Genomic DNA, 16,945 nt, shown 5'->3' with positions numbered 1-16,945 from the left:
AGTCTCCGACCCCGCTCAGACTGACAATGTTCAAATATTGTTTGGTATTATAAATGTCACACTGAGCGGAGTCGAAGTGTTTCCGATATTCTCTATTTATTCCAAACAATCTTTTTAGTCATCACATCACTGGAATTAGTTCCCAACATTATTTCAAAATCGCCGGCTTCCCAATCGTAGTTCAGTTCTTCATCGTAGAATTTCAAATCTTCCGGAGTCAGTTTGAAGGTTACATTTTTGTTCTCTCCTTTTTTCAGGAAAATCTTTTGGAAACCCTTCAGCTCTTTGACTGGGCGTACGACTTTTCCAAACAAGTCGCGGATGTAAAGCTGAACGACTTCTTCGCCATCAAAATTGCCTGTGTTGGCAACGTTCACATTGATGGTTAAAGTTTGATTGCCTTTCAGATTATCAGAACTTAAATTGAAATTAGAGTATTTGAAATCGGTGTAACTTAAACCAAATCCAAACGGGAATTTCGGGTCGTTGTCCAAATCGATGTAAGCGGAAACATAATTTCTTTCAGTGGATTTCTCCGCTGGTCTTCCCGTATTATAATGATTGTAATAGATTGGGATTTGCCCTTCTGTTCTTGGGAAAGTCATTGGCAATTTTCCACTCGGATTCACGTTTCCGAAGATGATATCTGCGACAGAATTTCCGGCTTCAGTTCCTAGCCACCATGTGTAAACGATGGTCGAAATATTGTCCGCAGCCCAATCGAAAACCAAAGGTCTTCCTGCATTAATCAGCAGGACAATCGGTTTTCCGGTTTTCGCAATTTCTTTCAATAATTCTTCCTGAACACCAGAGAAATGAATATTGCTTCGGCTTTTTGCTTCGCCGCTCATGGCGTGACCTTCACCGAGAGTCATTATCACGACATCTGCTTTTTTCGCTGTTTCAAGCGCTTCTGAAAACATCGATTTGTCCTGGTCATTTTCATTGCAACCTTTGGCGTAAAGCAAGGTTGAGTTTTTGTCTAATTGATTTTTGATACCGTCAAACTGAGTGACGATTCTTTGCGCATCATCTTTGAAAGGAACCGACCAGAATCCGTGCATTGCCACGGTCTCTTTTCCGAATGGACCAATCAAAGCAACAGTTTTGGCTGATTTAGATAGCGGAAGCAGTTTCTTTTCGTTCTTCAAAAGAACCACACTTTTGGCTCCAAATTCTCTCCCGAATTTTCTGTGTTCAAGGTTGTTGGTCTGTTGTTTTTGTCTGTCGGAATTTGAAAATCTGTATGGGTCATCAAACAAGCCTAATTCGAATTTTTTCATTAGGATTCTTCGCACCGCATCATCCACAAACTTGATGTCGACTTTTCCTTCTTTTACCAATTTCGGAAGTTGTTCCATATAGATTCGGCTTTCCATATCCATATCGCTTCCGGCAAGAATGGCTTTTTCTCCGGCTTCGGCATTGTCTTTAGCGTAACCGTGTTTTATCATTTCGCCGATGCTTCCCCAATCGGAAACTACGAAACCTTTGAAGTTCCACCTTCCTTTTAATAAATCTCTCAGGATATATTTATTCGCCGTTGCAGGAATTCCGTTGATGTCGTTGAATGAATTCATAAAGGTGGCGACGCCTGCTTCAGCCGCTGCTTTGAATGGCGGCAAATACGTTTCGTTCAATTGTCTCAAACTCATATCTACTGAATTGTAATCTCTTCCGCCAACAGCAGCACCATACGCTGCGAAGTGTTTTGCACACGCCATTATCGCATCAATATTTCCTAAACCTTTACCTTGGAAACCTTTGATTCTCGCCAATCCGATTTTTGTTCCGAAGTACGTATCTTCGCCAGAACCCTCCATCACGCGTCCCCATCTTGGGTCTCTGGCGATGTCTACCATTGGCGCAAATGTCCAGTGAATGCCATAAGCTGAAGCTTCTATCGCAGCGATTCTTTCCGATTTTTCTATCATTTCCAAATCCCAGCTTGCCGCTTGCCCGAGGTTAATTGGGAAAGTCGTTCTGAACCCGTGAATAACATCCTGCCCGAATAATAAGGGTATTTTTAATCTTGACTCCAAGGCTAATTTCTGGAACGCTCTGGTTTCTTCTGCGCCAGTCACATTCAGCATAGAGCCGACCTTGCCTTGTTTGATTTCTTCCAACACTTTTTTGGAATTGGAGTTCTGTGGTCCGGTGGTGTATTCGAAACCACTGTATTGCACGAGTTGTCCTGCTTTTTCTTCCAAAGTCATTTTGGAAATTAACTCATTAACTTTTTGATCGATAGTTTTCTGTGCGGAAATGCTGATTCCAAAGATTAATATTAGGAATAAAAGTGTCTTTTTTATCATAGGTTTTTTTTGTCTCTAATTGAGGTAATAATATTTGTAAATGTAATTATTATAAACCACCCTGTCAAAATTTTATTTAAAATTTTGACAACCGTAAGATGAGAGTAATTTCTGAAATCTATAATTATTTAGCATCAATGTCGAGGACTGAATCAATACTCTGTTGACGTTATTTGCTAGTCGATTGTGGTTGCTGAACCGCTTTCTCCAGGTTATTTACTAATCCATTGAGGTTCATAGCGTGTCTGATGGGGTATGTGAACGTATAATTTGAGGTCCGAAACCCCACCCGAATAGTTCGCAACCGCTCTGGACATATCTTGAACGTCATCGGAGGTGTCCGGAACCGCATCCGAATAGTTGGCAACCGATCTAGTCCTATCTTGAACGCCGTCAACGCCTCTTGATAAGTATGGACAGACAATTAGTTTTAATTTTTTATTTTTGATAATTAAATCTGGAAAAATGAACAAACTATTATTAGGATTGATGCTGATAGGAGGTACAATGTCTGCTCAGGAATTGTATATGCCGAGGAATATAAAAAAGGCGTTTGCCAGCGGAACACGTGATATATCCGGGAAGCCTGGGAAAAACTATTGGCAGAACAAAGGTGTTTATGATGTGAATGTGAAAGTGGACGCGAAGACGAAGATTGTTTCTGGTTCAGAAATGATCCGGTATTCTAATAATAGTCCGGATGAGCTGAAGGTTTTGGCAATCCGGTTTGTGAATAATATGACGAAACCACAGTCTGGGAGAGCTGGATATAGTTCTAAAGAGGCGTTGACAGATGGTCTTAAAATCAAATCTTTCTTCATCAATGAGGAGAAATATAATATCAACAGTGATAACTGGTCAACAGTTGAAAAGGTGAAGTTGACTAAACCGATTGCATCGAAATCTCAGACTGAAATCAAAATCGAGTGGGAATATCCATTGGCGAAGGAAAGTGGGAGAGAAGGGCAGATTGATCCCGAAACTTTTTATGTAGCCTATTCTTTCCCGCGCGTGTCGGTTTATGATGATTATAATGGCTGGGATATGTTGCAGCACAACGGCAGACAGGAGTTTTATAATGATTTTAACGATTATTCATTTTCGATTTCTGCGCCTAAGGATTTTGTGGTTTGGTCCACGGGTGATTTCCAGAATCCTGAAGAAGTGCTTCAACCAGAATATCTGAAACGTTTTAAAGAATCATTACAATCAGATAAAATCATCCATATTGCGAATGCCGAAGAAATGAAATCCGGGAAAGTGACGAAGCAAAATGAATGGAATGTCTGGAAATTCAAAGCCAATCATATTGTTGATTTTTGTTTTGCACTGAGCAACCATTACGTTTGGGATGCGTCGAGTGTTCAGCTAAAAACAAAAAGAGCTAGCGTGCAATCTGCTTATAACGCGGGTGCCAAAGACTTTGAAAAATATACGGAATGGATGCGTTACAACCTGAAATGGTTTACCGATAACTGGCCGGGCGTGGAATATCCGTTTCCTGTGATGACTGCCATCCAAGGTTACGCTGATATGGAATATCCGATGATGATCAACGATACGAGTATCCCCAATGACTTGCAGGATGCGAGACTAACGGCTGACCACGAGATTGCGCACACGTATTTTCCTTTCTATATGGGAATTAACGAAACGCGATATGCTTTTATGGATGAAGGCTGGGCGACGATGCTGGAATACCTGATCGGTATTGAAGAAAATGGAAAAGAAGCTGCGGACAAATTTATGAAGAACTTCCGTGTGAAACGCTGGATCAATGACGCTTCTACAGAACAGGATCAGCCGATTATCACGATGAGTTCTCAGCTTTCCGGAGCAGGTTACGGAAATAATGCTTATGTGAAACCGGCGCTGAGTTATCTGGCTTTGAAGGATTATTTGGGAGATGAGTTATTCAAGAAGGCGCTTCATATTTATATGGATAACTGGCATGGGAAACACCCGATTCCGTGGGATTACTTTAATTCTATGAATGCTGGTTCTGGTAAAAATCTGAATTGGTTCTTCAATAATTGGTTTTATACGAATAATTATATTGATTTGAAGGTGGGAGCTGTTTCACAGCAAAATAATCAATTGGTTTTGATGGTTGAGAATGTAGGAGGATTTGCGATTCCGTTTGATGTGGTTTTGACTTGTGAAGATAATTCGACGGAGAAAATTCATTTTACGCCGTCGGTTTGGGAGAAAGACCAAAAGTCAGTAAGTCTTAATATTCCGGTTAAAAAGAAAGTCGAGTCTGTGAATCTGGATGGCGGGATTTTTATGGATTATACGCCGGAAGATAATTTGAAAACGCTTTAATCATAGGATCAAAAGACGATGAAATTTGTTTTTAGTTTAATTGTCTCCATAATGTTGGTTTCCTGCGTTTCCAATAAAACAAAAACGTTGCATCAAAATATAATCACACTCAAGGACAGCTATTGCAAGCCTTCTTTTCAGTATGATTACAGCCAGAAAATGCCGTCGTATAATTCGGATTCTGTTTTGACAGCGAATGAAAAACTGAAACCTTATTTTTCTGATCAAAGTATTCTGATGCTTAGTGCGTTACAAAGCACCGAAGACGTAAGTCAATTGCTTGGAATAAAGAAAGATTCTACGCTGGAAGCTCAGGTGAAAGTTCTGCGAATACGAGCAAATATCAACAGCAAAATCAATATTGCGCTGACGGAACTGGATGCTGTTGCTGCCGAATATGATTGTGAGGGCGAACGCGTGGCGCAGATGGCAAATTATGTAGATAATATCAACAGTGATAATAACAATAAACTGATTTTGTTTTCCATCGTTGCCGGTGCGGCGACTTCCGTGGCGGGAGGTGTGATACAGGACAACAAGTGGAATAATATTGCCAGTGTTGGCGGTGGACTGCTGGGTGCGGGTTTGGGATTGGCTACGTTCAATCCGAAAGGAAAAAAGGTAGAATTCATCCATCAGCGGAATCTCTTGCAGGATGTTTGGTATCAGAAACTGGAGTCTAAAAACTTTCCGCCATTTGTCTGGTATATGTTTACGGAGAAGGAATTCACGGATAAAAAGCAAAATACCATCATTCAGAATATGAGAAACCGGTGGATCCATTATCAGTTCAATAATGATGAAAAAGCAGCCAATGAATCTGTGAATTTTGGAAGCGGCGGCTTTTACAGGTCTTCCGATTTACACGCCAGAGAATCTATGCTCAACCAATTGCAATCTGAAGCCAGAACGATTAATCAGAATTTTAATTATCTGCTGTTGGAGTTGGATAAGGTGATTTCTATGAAATAAATAAAGGGTTTTGGCAAAATGATTCTGCTTTTATGAGTTATATGTTTATTAGGATTTAATTTTTCACGAATACCAAAATAGAATCTGGAATCATTTAATAAACGAAATATTTAGAAAATATTATAACCTATAATGAAAGAAACTCTGCTGAGCTGTGCATCCCAATAGCCTCTTTCATATAATTCCTTGCTGGTAGATATTTTAATTTCAGCACTAAATTTGTCATTATAGTTATATCCAAGCCCAAAATTAAAATAGGTACTCTTTGTATCAAAATATGCACGGCCGTTCAGATAACCTGGTTTTAAACTGGTATATTTTATCAGTGCATCTTTGGTCATATATAAGTTAGCTACAAATCCAGCAGTAACAAAAATTTTAGATTTGTCATTGAGAAACATATAATGTCTCAAACCAAGTTCAAGGTCTACCATATCAAAATTGGTTTCAAATCTGTAATTTCCGTCATTTGAGAGATTTTCATTTTTATATCTGTAATAAAATGGTTCTGCGATGATTGCCCATTTATTTTTATTAAATGGTAAAACTAATTCTGCCTCCAAACCTATACGGAAAGCTGCTTTATCAGGAAAATTGATTTCTTGATAATTATTATGAGTATCGAGATTTAAAGTTGCCAAACTAAAACCAAGTCTTATGCTCAAATTAAAATCCAATTTATTATTATTCATTTCATTTTTCTGTCCATTGTATTCCTGGAACAGATCTACCAGATTACTTTTTTCATATCTGATTTTAGATGTTTTAAAATTGGCTGAATTACTTTCAGCAAAAAGAATTTTTAATTGATCTATATATTTTGCATTCTCAGCAATTTTATAAGTATCCCCATCGGGATTATATTTTTTATAGATCAAAGGGATAATCTCACCATTCTCCTTAGAATAAAAATATTGTTCAATATTTTTGTTTTTATATTGATAAAGATTCAGTTTTCCATCAAGTAATACATTCAGAAAAACTGTTCTTTCCATCAGGATAGGATTTTGATCAATGGATAGTTCATTAATATTATTGCTTGAAATATCAATTTTTCCGGTGTATTTAATGTATTTGAATTGATTGGGTACGCCAAATTCTTTGACATTTATGAGCTGCCCAGTTTTCTGTTCTCCACTTTCTGTAAACTTGTAGATGAATGATTCGGGATTATCTGACCAATCTAGATTTTTAATTAATACATCTTTGCGCTCATTGTTTTCAGTGATTATAAAACCTTTTTCAAATTTGATTTGGGCGGTGATAATACTACTTATAAAAACTAAGAATAAAGTGTAATTTTTCTTTGGTAATTAATTTTTATACAAATTAAACTAATTCCCAGATTAATGCTATTGTTATTTGTTTTTTTTCAAAAAAAACCTTTCCGAAAAATTCAGAAAGGTTTTTATTATGATGAAAATTTAACGCTTATTCCACAGGTCTGAATACCAAACCTGTCTCTTCAAAATAATCCAAGGTAATCCTGTCGCCATCATTTACATTTCCTGCAAGGATTTCTCTGGATAATTTATTGAGAACTTCCTGCTGAATGACTCTTTTTAAAGGTCTTGCTCCGAAAACCGGATCATAACCTTTGTTGGTAAGATAATTCAAAGCGTCTTGTGTTGCGGTCATAATAATATTTCTTTTTGCCAGCATATCATTAAATCCTCTCAATTGATACTGAACGATTTTTCCAATTTCTTTTTTTCTTAAAGGCTGGAATAATACCGTTTCATCAATTCTATTCAGGAACTCAGGACGAAGCGTTTGTTTCAGTAAATCGAAAACCTGAATTTTTGTCTGATCAACAATCTCATCCTGATTTTCTTCTGTAATATTCTCAAAATTCTCCTGAATAATATGCGAACCCAGATTCGAAGTCATAATGATGATCGAATTTTTGAAATTCACTACACGACCTTTATTATCCGTCAAACGACCGTCATCCAAAACCTGCAACAATGTGTTGAAAACATCAGGATGCGCTTTTTCAATTTCGTCTAAAAGCACGACTGAATAAGGTCTTCTTCTCACGGCTTCGGTCAATTGTCCACCTTCATCATAACCAACATATCCAGGAGGCGCACCTACCAATCTCGAAACAGAATGACGTTCCTGATATTCGCTCATATCGATTCTTGTCATATTATTCTCATCGTCGAATAAAAACTCGGCTAAAGCTTTTGCCAGCTCAGTTTTTCCTACACCGGTTGTTCCTAAAAATAAGAATGAACCAATTGGTTTTTTATCATCACTCAATCCCGCTCTGTTTCTTCTTATCGCATTGGCAACAGCTTCAATCGCTTCCTCCTGACCCACAACTCTGTGATGAAGTTCGGTTTCAAGATGGAGTAACTTTTCTCTTTCTGACTGAAGGAGTTTTGTCACAGGGATTCCGGTCCATTTTGCAATTACTTCAGAAATGTTTTCAGAAGTCACTTCTTCCTTAATCAATTCATTCTGATGGTTTTGCATCTCCAATTCAAGTTTCTGCAAAGCATCTTCTTTTTCTTTTATTTTACCATACTGAATTTCCGCAACTTTAGCATAATCTCCGGCTCTTGAAGCTCTTTCGGCTTCCAGTTTCAAGGATTCAATATCTTTTTTAATTGAAGTTAAATCCTCGGATTTTTGTTTTTCTTTCAGCCATTTTGCATTGATTTCGTTTCTTTGCTCTGAAATTTTCGAAATATCTTCTTTCAGGTGGTCGATTTTCGTCTGGTTTCCTTCTCTTGAAATCGCCGCCAATTCAATTTCCAACTGCATCAGTTTTCTATCTAAAACGTCCAGTTCTTCCGGTTTTGAATTGATTTCCATTCTCAATTTTGCTGAAGCTTCATCAATTAAATCAATCGCTTTATCCGGTAAAAATCGGTCCGAAATATATCTCTGCGACATTTCCACTGCTGCAATAATCGCCTCATCTTTGATTCTTACTTTGTGATGCGCTTCATATTTATCTTTAATTCCACGCAAAATCGAAATTGCCGATTCTGTATCTGGTTCTTCAACCATTACTTTCTGGAAACGTCTTTCTAATGCTTTATCTTTTTCGAAATATTTTTGATATTCATTCAAAGTTGTAGCGCCGATCGCTCTTAATTCTCCTCTCGCCAAAGCTGGTTTTAAAATATTTGCGGCATCCATTGCACCTTCACCGCCTCCCGCTCCTACCAAAGTGTGGATTTCATCGATGAAAAGAATGATTTGCCCGTCTGATTTAATGACTTCATTGACAACCGACTTCAAGCGTTCTTCAAACTCACCTTTGTATTTTGCACCCGCAATCAAAGCACCCATATCTAAGGAATACAAAGTTTTATCCTGCAGATTTTCAGGCACATCACCATTAATAATTCTGTGCGCAATTCCTTCAGCGATCGCAGTTTTACCAACTCCGGGCTCACCAATCAGAATCGGATTGTTCTTTGTTCTTCTCGAAAGAATCTGTAAAACTCTTCTGATTTCTTCGTCACGACCGATTACTGGATCAAGTTTTCCTTCTGATGCTAATTCGTTGAAATTTTTGGCATATTTATTTAAAGACTGATAAGTTTCTTCCGAACTTGCAGAAGTTGCTTTCGAACCTTTTCTAAGTTCTTTAATTCCGCCTTCCAAAAGGTTTTTTGTAACACCCATATCTTTCAGCATTTTAGAAACTTCAGAATTGGTTTCTAATAATGAAAGCCATAAATGTTCGATCGTTACGAATTCATCGCCCATTTTTTTTGCGATATTCGGAGCATCAAGCAAAACTTTGTTCGCTGATTGTGACAGATAAATATTTCCACCTTGTACTTTCGGAAGTCTTTCTAAATTTTCCCGGTTGCGCTCTCTAACCAAAGCCGAATCTGCTTCAGATTTTTTTAATAAGAAAGGCGATATGTTTTCATCTACCTGAAAAATTCCTTCCAGTAAATGTTGCGGTTCTATTTGTTGGTTGCCAAATTCCATTGCTACTTGTTGAGCAGCTTGTATGGCTTCCTGTGATTTTACGGTATATTGATTTAGATTCATATTATTTAGTTGTTAGTTGATGTTCTTTGTTTATAGATTTTAATCAAAATTTATACAATTATGATTTTTGAAATGATGATTTTTGTTATAAAAACATTAAGATTAAAGTTGCTAATCCTAATCTTAATGTTCATCAATCATTTAATTGGCTTACGCCGAATAATTCTATTCTGAAACCTTAATCACAAAAAGTATTCTATTGTTGAATTTTTAAAAATTACAGACAAAATTTCCGAATTATTGAATTTTGAATTTAATTGATGAGACAAAAATTCCGGAAATCAGGATTTTAAACAAAAATAATTGACAATATTGAATGCGATTTTTAATATCTTAATTCAATGATGATTAACATAGCTGTTTTTATTTATAAATTTGAGTGGATAAAATCTGAATTTGAATCGCTTATTACTAATTCTTTTTGTTGTTTTTACAATTTCATTTTGTTTTGGACAGAAACAAAATCAGGAAGACCTGTCGGGTTCCGAGACTTTGGATTATTCTAAAATTCCACCCGATGTTATTATTCAGCAAAGCCTGAAAAAATTGAAGCAGCCTATTTCTGATGAAGACCAATATGAAGTCCGGATGAAAATGGCAGACGCTTATCTTAAAATTAAAAAACCGGATTTTGCAAAGTCTACTGAAATGCTTTTCAGAGCAAAAGAAATGGCTGAGAAATTGGAAAATCCCTTGTTGATGGCGAAAATCTATGGTTCGATTGCCAATCAATATTCTTTTTTAAATTTTCCTGAGAAGATCAAACCTTATCTCGATATGTCCAGAGGACAAGTCAATCGTTTGCCAAACGGTTATCAGAAAAATTATTTAATGGCGAGATTATTCATAGAATATGGAAATCTTGAGGCGGATAAAGACAATTTTCCGGAGGCGAAAAGAGATTATCAACAGGCTTTGAAATTTCTGCAAAAGAACGGAAATTTCAATAAAAAAGATGTTTTCCAGTATAGAAGAACGTTTTATAATATAGGTGTCGCATATACTTTTCTGAAACAAAACGACTCTGCAGAATACTTTCTGAATAAGGCTTTTAAGATTCGGGATAATGATAATAAAGAATTTAAATATTTTATTTACAATACTTTAAGTAAAGTCTATGCCAATAAAAATGAAAATCAGAGAGCAATAGACTCGTTAGAATCTGTATTGAAAGATAATGTTTTCACGGACACAAGGCTGAAAGCTGATATGTACAGACAGCTGATTGCTTCTTACAAGGCTCTTAACAGAAATGATAAATATATTGAGTACTCTGAAAAGCTTTTAGCGCTGGAGCCAGATGTTAAAAAGAATAATCTGAACGCCATCAACATGGCTGTTTCAGAAGAACAAAGAAATCTTTTGGAAAAAATTGCGGTAAAACAAAATCATAATAATCTCCTACTTATTAGTTGTGCCTTTTTAATTTTGATTGGAGTAATGATGATTTTTTATATCAATCAAAGAAGAAAAAAAGAAAAAGTTCTTTATCAAAATTTCATGATTAATCTCAAAAAACAGGAAATCAAGGAAATGACAGAACCGCAGGAAATCAGCCCGCCGGAATTTGAAGAAAAAGAAAAAACCTCATTCTCTGTTCCTGTTTCTGCAGAAACTAATATTCTGCAAAAGTTAGAAAAATTTGAAGAAACTGAGAAATTTACCAATCCGAAACTAACCGTTGCAAGTCTGGCGGTGATGTTCAAAACCAATCCGACTTATCTTTCCGAGACAATCAAAAAACATAAAGAGAAAAATTTTAATAATTACCTGAATGAGCTTCGCATCAATTATATTTGCAGACAAATCAACGAGCGTCCGGAGTTTCTTAATTATAAGATAAGTTATCTGGCAGAGGCAGCCGGGTTTTCTTCTCATAGTTCCTTCACAACCGTTTTCAAAAGCATCACAGGAATTTCTCCGTCGGCTTTTTTGAGAGAAGCTGAGAAGAAAAATAAAAATATTTAAATATTTATTTATCAATAGATTAAGTCCTTTTTTTTGTTTTTTGAAATATGATATTTCGAAAGTGTAATGTTTTTTATTGATTCTTAAAGTATATACATTTACTTCATCAATGAGATAAAATATATTTCTTATTGATAAGATAATCGTAACGTATTTTATTAAGTCTTAAAAAATTAATTATGAAGAAAATTGTATTTTTTTTATCGGCATTAGGTTCGGTATTTTATTATTCGCAAACTCCTGGATACGGGAAATCTGTATCAAATGCGGTCTCGGGAAATATCAAATCATCACCAAAGATCCAGACCAAATCCGAAAGCTGCAATGCTGTTGTGATTAATGATACTGATGAGCAGAACGGTGTTTTCATCATCGGAAACAGTGGACAAAAAGCAGCGGTTGACATTCCGATTGCTGCCAACCAAACGATAAATATCAACAGCATTGTAGTGACTCTGGCCAGTAAGCTGCCACCGACGCTTGTAAATTTTGTTTTTTATAATAATGTACTTTCAACACCGGAAGATCCGGAAGATCCAAGAAGAAATATCCCGCATCAGCAGATTTTTGAGGTCACAGACTCCACGATTGAATCTTATGAAGATGTCGGTTATGAACCGCTACACGAATTTGTGGTCAGAAAAATTAAAGTAAAATTAAAGACTCCAATTTTGCTGAACGGCACTATGTCTGACGGAAGAATCTGGATGAGCACGATATCCGATGCCAATGCCTGGGCGACGACAGCACATTACGAAACCGGGGAAGGTGTGATCGGCGAAAGTCTGGCGATGGGAAGCAATAATTATAATTGGTTTCAGCTTCTGAATCAGGAATGTCTTTATGAGCTGGAAGCAGAATGTGATGTTCTGAATGTTGCTGATGTAAAAAATAATTCAAATGTTAGCATCTATCCGAATCCTGCTCAGGATTATTTCGAATACAAAGGATTTGAAAACCTCAAAATTGTTTCTACCAACATTTATGCTTCAGACGGAAAACTGGTAAAAACAGATAATTTTAATAAACCGAAAATCAATGTTAGCAATCTCAAAAGCGGTGTTTATTTTATCCAGACTAAAACACTTAACGGTAACACATTTACTAACAAACTAATAAAAAAATAGCAAACTTATATTTAATTATAGAAAAGTCAGGAATAGAAAATTCTTGACTTTTTTAATTGCTTAAATTGATTGATATGGCCACAATTAAATATTTTATAATTATAAATATATTAAAAGTGTTATTTTATGATTAATGATTATTTAAAATATCTAAAAAAGTCATAATTTGCAAGAAAATTTTATTGTATGAAGAAACATCTATTATTATCTGCCTTTATTTTGCCGATGTTTGCTTTTGGACAATGGACAAAAGTTAACGATTACGCAGGCAGAAAAGTAAAAGAGGAGTTTGCCAATCTTAAAGAGAAACAGTTATTCTCTCTCAATAAGGATGTGCTGATTTCCAAATTGCAAAATGCACCACAAAAATTCTCAGGACAAAGAGGTGTTGAGATTATGATGCCAAATGAAAAAGGAGAATTGCAGAAATTTCAGGTTTGGGAATATTCTAACTTTTCACCCGAATTACAGGCACAGTTCCCTAATATACGTTCTTATATGGGAGTTGGTATTACTGATCCGACAGCATATTTGAGATTCAGCGTTTCGGATCTTGGATTATCTTCTACTGTTCTGAAAAGCGGAGGGTCTAGTTTTATAGAGCCTTATGCTGAAGCCGACAATGTGTACGCAGCTTACGAATCTGGATCCAGAATCCTAGATGAGAAAAATCCTTTCGTTTGTTCTACAATGAACGATATAGCAGCAGAAAGTGCAGATTCCGGAGTTACCAACAAATCAAGCAACCAGGTATATAAAACTTTCAGACTGGCAATGTCTGCTCAGGCAGAATATTCTCAGTATCATATTACAAGAGCTAATGCAGAATCTGCTACTGATGACGAAAAGAAGATGATAGTTCTTGCGGCAATCAATAATACTGTAAACCGTGTGAATGCTTTATATGAAAAGGACCTAGCTGTACATTTCAATCTTATAGCGGATAACCTTGCTATAATTTATCTCAATCCTACAACGGATCCTTATACAACATCTTACAACTCTCAGCTGCAGTCCACTTTGAATTCTGTAATAGGTTCGGCCAATTATGATATCGGCCACGTTTTAGCTTATGATGGTCCTAACGGTAATGCAGGTTGTATTGGCTGTATATGTTCCAACAGCAATAAAGGTTCAGGTTTTACATCCCACTATATTCCTGTGACTGATATTTTTGATATCGATTATGTTGCTCATGAAATCGGACATCAGGTTGGTGCAAATCATACGCATACATACAGTGGATCAGAAGGTTCCGGTGTCCAGGTGGAAGTTGGAAGTGGAAATACAATCATGGCTTATACCGGAATTACGGGAGCATATGATACACAGTTCAACTCCAATGATTTCTTTACTTACCGTAACATTGTACAGATTCAGAATAATTTGGCAAATAAGGCTTGTGCCGTTAACATACCGATTGTCAACACACCACCAGTAGTAGATGCTGGTCCGGATGTAACAATTCCTATCAGTACACCTTTTGTATTAAAAGGTACCGTTACAGATGCTGAAAATGATGCGATGACCTATGTTTGGGAACAGAATAATTCCGCAACTGCAAGCTCTCAGTTCATTGCAGGTTCATATGCTTCTCCGACAAAAACAGGAGGCCCGAACTTCAAAATGTTTCCCCCTAAATCTGAGCCTGTAAGATATTTCCCTGAATTTGGAAAAGTTTTAGCAGGAGTGAATGCAACCCGTTGGGAAGCACTTTCCAGCGTTGCAAGAACATTGGACTTTACTTTGACAGCAAGAGATAACTCTCCAAACGGATCACAAACGCAGACTGATGCGATGAAGATTACTGTAAGTGCTGCCGCTGGTCCTTTCGTACTGACGGCTCCGACATTTGGAGAAAGTATCGTTTCTGACAATAATTATACTGTAAAATGGAATGTGGCTAACACTAATGTCTCACCTGTTAATACAACTTTAGTTAACATAAAATTGTCAACAGACGGAGGAAAAACTTTTACAACAATTGCAGCCAATACAGCAAACGACGGATCAGAAACTGTAGCAATACCGTCAGGATCTACTTCAGCAAATGCTTATATTATGGTTGAAGCTGTAAATAATGTTTACTTTGCAATGAGTCCAAGCTTTGTGATTGATTATTCGGTTAACGGAGAAGTTTGTAATACATATAATTATACAGGTTCACCAATTGATATCAATGACGGAACAGGAACTACTAACGGACCAATTTCTTCTCCACAGATTATGGTACCTATTAATGTTGCTGATAGCGGCGTTATCACTAAGATCAGAGTAAAACCTGTTGTTGAGCACCCTAGAGTGAGTCAGATTGTTGTAGGAATAGAGGGACCCTTAGGACAGACAGCTTGGTTATGGAACAGAAAATGCAACAGTTCCGGAATCAATGCGACATTCAGTGATGAAGGTTCTGCTTATGTTTGCGCTTCACCTGTTGCAGGAAGTGTAAAACCGGACGAATCTCTTGCTATCTTTAAAGGTAACGATTCTAAAGGAACATGGAATTTATTTGCATCGGATAACGTCAGAAATTTGGCAGGTAAAGTAACATCGTGGTCTTTAGAACTTTGTACCAGAGATTCTCAGGCTCTAGCCGTGAATGAAGGTTCATTTAACTCGAAAGATATTAAAGTCTATCCAAATCCATCAAACGGAAACTTCTTCATCAAGTCGAGAGATCTTGGTGGAAAGGCTAATGTAACCATCTATGATATGAATGGCAGAGTGGTTCATAATTCCGGATTCAATGTAGTGACAGGCGAATCTACCAATGAGTTCAATGTTAATTTGACAAAAGGTGTTTACTTGCTGAAAGTAACTTCTCCTAAAGCGAATTATACTCAGAAATTGATTATCAAGTAAAATTGATTATATATTATAATTTAAAAGCCGGTTTTAAGCCGGCTTTTGTTATTTCCGGAATAGGAGTTTCTTTTCAGATTCCAATAATTTATATTAAATTGCTGATGTTAAAAAAACAAAACTATGTATTCACAAATAGAGATAGATTCCCAGTTCGATGGAAAACTGCAGCTGATATATCTGAACCAGCCGGACAGCTATAACAGCCTTACCCAGGTCATGCTGAGCGAGCTGCGAAATGCTGTTCATAGATTCAGCGCAGATGATAATGTGAGATGTGTGGCGATTGCAGGGAAAGGAAGGGCTTTCTGCGCCGGACAAAACTTAAAGGAAGCTTTAGGCTTTGACGAAGAGGACCGGACAATTCAGAGATTTGTCATAGAATATTACAATCCACTGGTTCTGGAGATTGTAAAATGCAGGAAACCTGTTATTGCTTTGGTCAATGGTCCTGCAGTGGGAGCGGGAGCCATGTTGGCGTCTATTTGTGATTTTACTCTGGCTACAGAGAGTTCTTACTTCTCTTTTGCTTTTGCAAATATAGGCTTGATTCCTGATACGGCAGGAACTTATTTTCTGCCAAAATTAGTGGGTAGGCAATTAGCCAGCTATCTTTCCTTCACAGGGAAAAAAGTTCCCGCAACAGAGGCCAAGAAGATCGGTCTGGTTGCGGATGTTTTTGCAGATACCGAATTTGTGGAAAAGTCTATGGAAGTATTGACGCAGCTTTCTCACGCAGCAACAACCGCTCTTTATCTTACTAAAAAAGCGTTCGGCAAGTCCTATAATTTTACGCTAAATGAACAGCTGGATTACGAATCCATTATTCAGCAGGATGCTGCTGAGACCGAAGATTTCAAAGAAGGGGTTGCTGCCTTCATCGAAAAACGATTGCCAAATTATAAAGGAAAATAAATGAACGCAAGAGAAACGGCGGAGTATATGTTTGAGAAAGATTTGTTTTCTCAATGGTTGGGAATTGAACTGACAGATATTAAGGACCATTACTGTCTTTTAAAAATGCCGGTAAAATCTGAGATGATCAATGGACTAGGAACGGTTCATGGTGGTGTCACTTTCGCTTTTGCAGATTCGGCGTTGGCATTTTCTTCCAACAACTCTGGAGAAGCTGCGGTTGCACTCAATTGTTATATCAATTTCACAAAAGCTGCAAAAAGCGGTGATGTTTTGACAGCGGAAAGTATTCTTCTGAATGACACGAGAAAAACAGCGGTTTATGATATCACAATTAAGAATCAGAATGATGAGGTCGTAGCAGGTTTCAGGGGAACGGTTTATAAAATCGGAAAGAAAGTGACGGAACTTAAAGTTTTATAAAAATAAATCTTAAAA

The 16,945-nt window shown here is 37.0% G+C and carries 10 protein-coding genes; 7 read left to right on the top strand and 3 right to left on the bottom strand.

Going from position 1 to position 16,945, the window contains the following annotated elements:
• Window positions 1-92 precede the first annotated feature (92 nt).
• Complete coding sequence (gene bglX / locus BUA97_RS04725) at window positions 93-2,315, bottom strand: beta-glucosidase BglX (RefSeq protein ID WP_084081254.1); 2,223 nt, start codon at window positions 2,313-2,315, stop codon at window positions 93-95.
• A gap of 465 nt (window positions 2,316-2,780) precedes the next feature.
• On the opposite strand from bglX, the gene BUA97_RS04720 reads away from it, so the two are divergent.
• Entirely contained in the window at window positions 2,781-4,640 is a 1,860-nt protein-coding gene (locus tag BUA97_RS04720) for a M1 family metallopeptidase (RefSeq protein ID WP_072996675.1), read from the top strand.
• Window positions 4,641-4,658: 18 nt separating this feature from the next.
• Entirely contained in the window at window positions 4,659-5,612 is a 954-nt protein-coding gene (locus BUA97_RS04715; protein ID WP_221405648.1) for a hypothetical protein, read from the top strand.
• Window positions 5,613-5,722: 110 nt separating this feature from the next.
• Here BUA97_RS04715 and BUA97_RS04710 read toward each other — a convergent pair whose 3' ends face one another.
• The gene (locus tag BUA97_RS04710; RefSeq protein WP_072996674.1) at window positions 5,723-6,607 is read right to left on the bottom strand and encodes a porin family protein; all 885 of its coding nucleotides are present in this window, start codon (window positions 6,605-6,607) and stop codon (window positions 5,723-5,725) included.
• 436 nt (window positions 6,608-7,043) lie between these two features.
• Window positions 7,044-9,635, bottom strand: coding sequence for an ATP-dependent chaperone ClpB (clpB, locus tag BUA97_RS04705; RefSeq protein WP_072996673.1), 2,592 nt, complete (start codon window positions 9,633-9,635; stop codon window positions 7,044-7,046).
• Between the two features lie 396 nt (window positions 9,636-10,031).
• Between clpB and BUA97_RS04700 the strand changes: the two genes are divergently transcribed.
• The 5 genes from BUA97_RS04700 (at window position 10,032) to BUA97_RS04680 (ending at window position 16,930) form a co-directional block, all read left to right on the top strand.
• Complete coding sequence (locus BUA97_RS04700; RefSeq protein ID WP_072996672.1) at window positions 10,032-11,603, top strand: helix-turn-helix domain-containing protein; 1,572 nt, start codon at window positions 10,032-10,034, stop codon at window positions 11,601-11,603.
• Between the two features lie 179 nt (window positions 11,604-11,782).
• Entirely contained in the window at window positions 11,783-12,730 is a 948-nt protein-coding gene (locus BUA97_RS04695) for a T9SS type A sorting domain-containing protein (RefSeq protein WP_072996671.1), read from the top strand.
• 186 nt (window positions 12,731-12,916) lie between these two features.
• Window positions 12,917-15,592, top strand: a complete 2,676-nt coding sequence (locus BUA97_RS04690) for a reprolysin-like metallopeptidase (RefSeq protein ID WP_084081252.1) — start codon at window positions 12,917-12,919, stop codon at window positions 15,590-15,592.
• A gap of 123 nt (window positions 15,593-15,715) precedes the next feature.
• Window positions 15,716-16,507, top strand: coding sequence for an enoyl-CoA hydratase/isomerase family protein (locus BUA97_RS04685; protein WP_072996669.1), 792 nt, complete (start codon window positions 15,716-15,718; stop codon window positions 16,505-16,507).
• Window positions 16,508-16,930, top strand: coding sequence for a PaaI family thioesterase (locus BUA97_RS04680; protein WP_072996668.1), 423 nt, complete (start codon window positions 16,508-16,510; stop codon window positions 16,928-16,930).
• Window positions 16,931-16,945: the final 15 nt, after the last annotated feature.

This window comes from Epilithonimonas mollis (assembly GCF_900142325.1).
Taxonomy (GTDB): domain Bacteria; phylum Bacteroidota; class Bacteroidia; order Flavobacteriales; family Weeksellaceae; genus Epilithonimonas; species Epilithonimonas mollis.
The sequence above is the reverse complement of the archived record's forward strand: the minus strand, read 5'-3'. Positions and strand labels throughout refer to the sequence as shown.